Genomic DNA, 6,411 nt, shown 5'->3' with positions numbered 1-6,411 from the left:
TGATCGGCACGGGCAGCGGCAGGGGCCGGGGCCGGGGCAAGGGCGCGCATATATCCGGTCGGGAGCGCTGCGCCGAGTGAACCATCGCTGTGCTGTGCTGCTGCCGCCTGATCACCCCGGTCCGGGGCGGCGACCGCGCCGTCGATGGCTGGCATCGGTTGCGGATCGCACTGCGGCAAAGGTGCAGATCGCTCCACCATGCCAGAATTGCTCTTTACATTGGCCGGTCAAGCCCGCGCAGCCAAAACGCCTGCGCATCGCCGGTACTTGGGTGCCAAGCTAGCCAAACTGTTGCGCAAGCGCAAGCTTGACGGCTTTTGACCGAGGATATGGTCTTGACCACACCGGTGTCGCAGCCTAATGGCCAACGCCGCATTGCCCCTTCGTCTAATGGTAAGACCACGGACTCTGACTCCGTTAATCGAGGTTCGAATCCTCGGGGGGCATCCAATCCGCTCGAGTCAACGATTGCGCGCCAACCATGCAGATCGCGGGGCACGGTGAGAGATCGCCAATGCGATGTGTTCCCTTTCACCCAGAATCGCTCTAAGGCCGCGCGCATGACAGCCAACATCATTGACGGCAAAGCATTTGCTTCGGGTCTGCGGGGGCGGATTGGCGCGCTGGTTCCCGCGTTCGTTGCGCGCGCTGGCCGCGCGCCCGGGCTTGCCGTGGTGCTGGTCGGCGACGATCCGGCGAGCCAGGTCTATGTGCGGTCCAAGCACAAGGCGACGGTCGAGGCCGGCATGCAGAGCTTCGAGCATCGCCTGCCCGCCGATACCAGCGCTCAGGCGCTGCTGGCACTGGTCGCTGACCTCAATGCGGATACCTGCGTCGATGGCATTCTCGTCCAGCTGCCGCTGCCGCCGCATATCGATGACAAGGCGGTGCTGGCGGCGATCGATCCGGCCAAGGATGTCGATGGCTTCCATGTCGTCAATGCAGGCAAGCTCGCGGTGGGCGAGCAGGCGCTGGTGCCGTGCACGCCGCTGGGGTCGCTGATGCTGCTGAAAGATGTGCTGGGCGATCTGGCCGGGCTGCACGCGGTGGTCATTGGCCGGTCGAACATCGTCGGCAAGCCGATGGCACAACTGCTGCTGCAGCAAAGCTGCACCGTGACCATCGCGCACAGCCGCACCCGCGATCTGCCCGCCATCGTGCGGCTCGCCGATATCGTGGTGGCGGCGGTGGGGCGCGCCGAGATGGTGCGCGGTGACTGGATCAAACAGGGCGCAACCGTGATCGACGTCGGCATCAACCGCGTGCCAGCCAATGAGCCGGGCCAAACGCGGCTGGTGGGCGATGTCGCCTATGATGAATGCACGCAGGTGGCTGGCGCGATCACTCCGGTGCCGGGCGGGGTCGGGCCGATGACGATCGCCTGCCTGCTGCGCAACACGCTGGTTGCGGCGCATCACCGTGCCGGGCTTGCTGCACCGGTGGGGTTATGACTGTGGCTGTACTGACGGGCCGCCTGCTGGCCGGATGTGCCGCTGCGCTTGTGATCATCACCAGCGCCGCGCCTGCTGAAGCCCAGCAACGTCGTGAACGCGCTGGCCCGCCACCGGTGCCATCGGGTCAGTCCTATGCTGACAGCAGCGCAATTCTGGTTGCAGAACTGGCGCTGGCGCGGCTGGCGCTGGACAAGGGCCAGTGGACCGCTTTCCGCGATACGGCGGCGCCCGATGCGCTGATGTTCGCGCCGCAGGTCGCGGTCGCTGGCGATTGGCTCAAGGGCCGCGCCGACCCGCCTCAGGCGCGCAAATGGCAACCGCAGCAGCTGTTCATGGCCTGCGATGGCCGCACCGGGGCCTCAACCGGGGCATCGCAGGCAACAGACGGCAGCGTTGGCCTGTACACCACTGTCTGGCAGAATCTTGAAAAGCCCCGCGCCAAAAAGCCCGACTGGAAATGGGTGCTCACGCACAGCGCCCCTGTCGCCCGTGGGCGCACCGGCGATGACATGATCAGTTCGCGCACTGCGGTGTGCACCGGCGACCGCAAGGCGGCGCTCGGCGATATTCCAATGGGCGCATATACCAAGAAGGGGCCGGCGATCAGCGCAGCGGCCAGCGGCGCGCGGGCCTCGGACGATGGCACGCTGGTCTGGCGCTGGGATAGCCGCGCCGATGGCTCCCGCACGGTCCAGATCGAGCTGTGGAACGGCACCGGCTATGATGTCGTGGTGCGCGACGATGTCGCAGGCGGCTCGTTATGATGGAACTGTTCATATCGGCGTTCATCACGTTTTTTGTCGTGATCGATCCGCCCGGCTGCGCGCCGATCTATGCCAGCATGACCACCGGTGCCAATGCCGCGCAACGCCGCGCGATGGCCATTCGCGCGGTGGTGGTGGCAGGCGCGATCCTGCTGGTATTTGCCCTATTTGGCGAAAACTTGCTGGGCGCGCTGCATATTGAGCTCAACAGCTTTCGCATTGCAGGCGGCATCATGCTGTTCCTGATCGCGCTCGACATGGTGTTCGAAAAGCGCACCGAACGGCGTGAGCAGCGGGCGCAGAAAGTGATTGAAACACCAGAGATCGAGGACGTCTCGATCTTCCCGATGGCGATGCCGATGATCGCGGGGCCGGGCTCGATCGCCTCGGTCATGCTGCTGGTCTCGCAGAACACCGGGCTTGACCGGGCGGCGACGATTCTGGGTGCGCTGCTGCTGGTGCTGTTGCTCACCCTTGCTGCGCTGCTCGCGGCAGGGCCACTGATGAAGCTGCTGGGCCAGCAGGCCGAAGCGGTGATCACCCGGCTGCTCGGTGTGCTGCTCGCCGCGTTGGCTGCGCAGTTCGTCATCGACGGCCTGCGCGAGAGCTTTCAGTAACGCTGCGCGCTGCCAAAGGTGCTTGCTGACATTGCCGTAAAGTTGGATGCTGTGGCCCGGAGAGGAACAGCCAATGGCGACGCAGCCCGCACCCCCAGATGATCTGCCGCCCGGCACCGCGTCGTGGCTTGGCGAACGGACTTTTGCCGACTGGCGGGCACAGTTCGACTGCGATGGCTATCTGGTCTTTCCTGCGGTGCTTGATGACGATGCGCTGGCGGCGATCCGGGCCGCGCTTGCCCCGTATCTCGGCGCGGACGTCAAGGGCCGCAATGATTTTGAAGGGCTGCGCACCAACCGGGTCTATGCGCTGCTTGCCAAGTCACCGGTGTTCGCCGATTTGGTCACACACCCGCTGGCGCTCGCCTTTGCCGAGGCCGATCTGGGGCGTGATTGTCTGCTGTCCGCGTGCCTGGCGATCAACCTGCAGCCCGGCGAGACGGTGCAGCCATGGCATTATGACGACAGCCATTTCGCGCCGCCGCTGCCACGCCCCAGCTGGGGCGTCAGCGCCTTCTGGGCCATCGATCCGATGACCGGGAGCAACGGCGCGACCGAGATTCTGCCCGGCTCGCATCTGGCATCAGGCGCTGGGCTGGCCGGGGCAATAACGGCTGACGCGTTCCGTCGCACCCAGATCGGCGCGCCGGATGATGATCCGGGTACCCATCCCGATGCGGTGAAGATCATCGTGCCTGCCGGATCGCTGATGCTCGCCAAGGGCACATTGTGGCATCGCGGCGGGGCCAACCGTTCGGATGCGCCGCGATTGCTGATCACGCCGCAATATTGCCCGGGCTGGACGCGCCAGCTTGAAAACATGGTGCTTGCCGTGCCGCCGGAAAAAGCGCGCACCTTGCCCGAGCGCGCGCAGCAACTGCTCGGCTATGCGATCCATCCGCCGTTCATGGGATATGTCGATGGCATGCACCCCAGACGGGTGCTGGAGTAACCGGCGATCATCGGAAGAACGAGAAAGGTTTGGCGATGACCGCTCGTGGAACGACGATCAACCCCGGAGAATGCGTGCATCGGGTGCCCCCGGAAATCTGAGACTTGTCTGCCATTCGCCGAGAATGCATGCTGCGCCGTGGAAAGGATCGGCGGTGGACCATCAGTGCAGAGCATCATTGGTTGGCACCGCGTCTGCCGTGCTGCATCGGCGAGACGTGCTGGGTGCAGGGCTTGGCCTCGCGCTGACGGCGACGACGAGCTCGGCGTTTGCGCAACTGGCACCGCCGAAAACGCGTTTGCTCGGCTTTGTCGTCGGGATTGATCGTTATGCCAACATCAAACCGCTCGAACGCGCCGTCGCCGATGCCCGGGCGGTTGCCGCTGCCATCGGCGGATTCGGATATGAGGTGATCAGCGCCATCGATGGCGATACCAACCTGCTGCTCGACCGCTTTGCCGAGTTTCGCGGCAAGTTGGGGCAGGGTGACGCTTCGTTCATCTATTATGCAGGCCACGGCATTCAGGTGCGCCAAACCAATTTTCTGCTGCCTGCCGATGTCGACCCGACGACCAGCGACAGCCTGCTGGAAACATCGGTGCAGGTCGATTCGTTGCTGGCAGACATTGCCGCGCGCAGGCCAAGCCAGTCGATCGTTATCCTTGATGCCTGCCGCAACGATCCGCTGCCGCTTGACGTACCGGGCAAGGCCGATGGCTATACTTCGACCAATGCACCCGGCGGGTTTTTCGTCAGCTATTCGGCCGGGCGCGGTGAATATGCGCTCGACAAGCTGGGCGACGACGACACGAACCAGAACGGACTGTTCGCACGCTGTCTGCTGGATCAGCTTGCTCCCGATGTGCCGATCTACGACATCGTCAAGGCGGCGGGAGAGGATGTGATCCTGGCTGCGCGCGCCATCGGCCATGCCCAGCATCCGGCCGTGTATGACCAGACGGCCAAGCAGGTGCGACTGGATGCGCAGCCCGGCCCGCCCCGCCGCAAGCCGCGCAAGACCGCCGGTCGGCTTGATGGTTGCGTCGCGCTGCTCATCGGGTTGCAGCGCTATGGCGAGTATTCGGCCCTATCTTCGCTTTTTACGCCCTATTCGGATTGTGCCCGGATAGAACGAGAACTTGCGGCGAGGGGAGCGTCCGTCACTACATTGCTTGATCCCACCAGGGAGCAGGTCGAGGCGGCATGCAAGGCACTCGTCGCCGCTGATCATACCAAGCGTTTTGTCTTTTATAGCGGCATGGGGGGGCTGATCGACCGGGAAAGCTTTCTGATCATCCGCAGCAATGACGCAGTCTACGGATCGGAGGCGGGCGCAGAGTCTCGTGGTGTGCTTCTGGGCCAGTCTTCCCCAAAGATGGCTGTTGGGGCCACTGGGACAATAGGGACTCCCGCCCAGCCCGCCGACAACGCAACGGCAGCTGCCACTGATCGGCAGTCGGAGTATCTGCGGGGGCTGGATTTTATGACCGCCACCGAACTGGCTGACGCCCTTGCCAACCCCACAGGCTCTGATCGCGATGCAGCGGTCAGTCGCGGCGTGGCAATTAGCAAGTCCACTCGTGGACCCAGCCGTTGGCAAAGGGACACTTTCATAATGATCGACACCGATTTTGCTGACCTCGGCATTGATAGTGAAAAAAGGAACGACGCTGAAAGCATCCTTGATAAGCCCTTCAGTAACCCGGACGCGGACGATTGGGGCGAAAACATAGATGGACTGGCTTTGCTGTTTGCGGTCAGCCCTATGCAGCATATGCTGGATGTCGCACCCGGCAAACAGAGCAGTGCATTTGTAATTGCACTTTGCAATGCACTGGGGCGACCGGGTGCAACGCTGGAACAGTTAGCCGATGCGGTGCGCAGCGAGGTCGAAGTGCTCACAGATCGATTCCAGACCCCGCTGCTGCTCGCCAATCGCTTCACACGCAACCGGGTGCTGGTCGATCTTGCGTTGTGACAATCCGGCTTGCCTTTGTGCAGCGGCACAGCTAAGGGCCTGTCTTTCTCCGACAGGGTGCATATATCGTGTTTCAGCCGGACAGGGCTGGCGGCGATGTGCCTGCAACTTGGGTGCTGCGCCCGCGCAATCGGAAGAATGAGGAAGATTTGGCCATGGCCACCAAGGACAAGAAGACCAGCCCCGGTGAATTCGTACGGCAGGTGCGCACCGAGGCATCAAAGGTTGTCTGGCCGACCCGCCAGGAAACCATCACCACCGCGATCATGGTGTTCATCATGATGACGATTATGGCGATCTTCTTTCTGGGGGTGGATTCGGTGTTCGGTGCGATCGTCAAATGGTTGTTGACGCTTGCCTGATCTCCGCGAACTAATGTGAAAGAGATGTGAATGTCGCGCTGGTACATCATTCATGCGTATTCGGGCTTTGAGAACAAGGTCCGCGATGCGATTCTGGCCGATGCCGAGCGTCTGGGGCTGGCGCAGCTCGTCGAGCAGGTCGAGGTGCCGACCGAAACCGTGACCGAAGTGCGGCGCGGCAAGAAGGTGCAGACCGAGCGCAAGTTCTTCCCCGGCTATGTGCTGGCCAAGCTGGCGATGACCGACGATGTCTATCACGTCGTCAAGAACACGCCCAAGGTCAC

At 63.1% G+C, this 6,411-nt stretch carries 8 protein-coding genes and 1 tRNA gene; 8 read left to right on the top strand and 1 reads right to left on the bottom strand.

Annotation, left to right across the window (positions count from 1 at the left end):
* Positions 1-200: hypothetical protein (locus tag ACEW8G_RS05685; protein ID WP_373487471.1), on the bottom strand; the 200-nt coding region annotated here is incomplete at its 3' end.
* A 176-nt stretch (positions 201-376) separates the two neighbouring features.
* On the opposite strand from ACEW8G_RS05685, the gene ACEW8G_RS05680 reads away from it, so the two are divergent.
* The 8 genes from ACEW8G_RS05680 to ACEW8G_RS05645 all read left to right on the top strand — a co-directional run.
* Positions 377-450: transfer RNA gene (locus tag ACEW8G_RS05680), tRNA-Gln, on the top strand.
* 110 nt (positions 451-560) lie between these two features.
* The gene (gene folD / locus ACEW8G_RS05675) at positions 561-1,451 is read left to right on the top strand and encodes a bifunctional methylenetetrahydrofolate dehydrogenase/methenyltetrahydrofolate cyclohydrolase FolD (RefSeq protein ID WP_373487470.1); all 891 of its coding nucleotides are present in this window, start codon (positions 561-563) and stop codon (positions 1,449-1,451) included.
* Positions 1,452-1,453: 2 nt separating this feature from the next.
* Complete coding sequence (locus ACEW8G_RS05670; RefSeq protein ID WP_373487469.1) at positions 1,454-2,218, top strand: hypothetical protein; 765 nt, start codon at positions 1,454-1,456, stop codon at positions 2,216-2,218.
* A complete protein-coding gene (locus tag ACEW8G_RS05665) occupies positions 2,215-2,835 on the top strand; it encodes a MarC family protein (RefSeq protein WP_373487468.1) in 621 nt (206 codons plus the stop codon). Before ACEW8G_RS05670 ends, ACEW8G_RS05665 begins: the two co-directional genes overlap by 4 nt.
* Positions 2,836-2,908: 73 nt before the next feature.
* Positions 2,909-3,787, top strand: coding sequence for a phytanoyl-CoA dioxygenase family protein (locus tag ACEW8G_RS05660; protein WP_373487467.1), 879 nt, complete (start codon positions 2,909-2,911; stop codon positions 3,785-3,787).
* 178 nt (positions 3,788-3,965) lie between these two features.
* Positions 3,966-5,765: a caspase family protein gene (locus tag ACEW8G_RS05655; protein ID WP_373487466.1), complete on the top strand. Its 1,800-nt coding sequence runs from the start codon at positions 3,966-3,968 to the stop codon at positions 5,763-5,765.
* Positions 5,766-5,920: 155 nt separating this feature from the next.
* Positions 5,921-6,127, top strand: coding sequence for a preprotein translocase subunit SecE (secE, locus tag ACEW8G_RS05650; RefSeq protein WP_373487472.1), 207 nt, complete (start codon positions 5,921-5,923; stop codon positions 6,125-6,127).
* Between the two features lie 30 nt (positions 6,128-6,157).
* Positions 6,158-6,411 (top strand): transcription termination/antitermination NusG family protein (locus ACEW8G_RS05645; protein WP_373487465.1); only part of this gene is annotated, 254 nt, incomplete at its 3' end.

It is taken from the genome of Blastomonas sp. (genome assembly GCF_041747255.1).
Taxonomy (GTDB): Bacteria; Pseudomonadota; Alphaproteobacteria; order Sphingomonadales; family Sphingomonadaceae; genus Blastomonas.
This window is presented reverse-complemented; position numbering and strand designations above follow the sequence as displayed.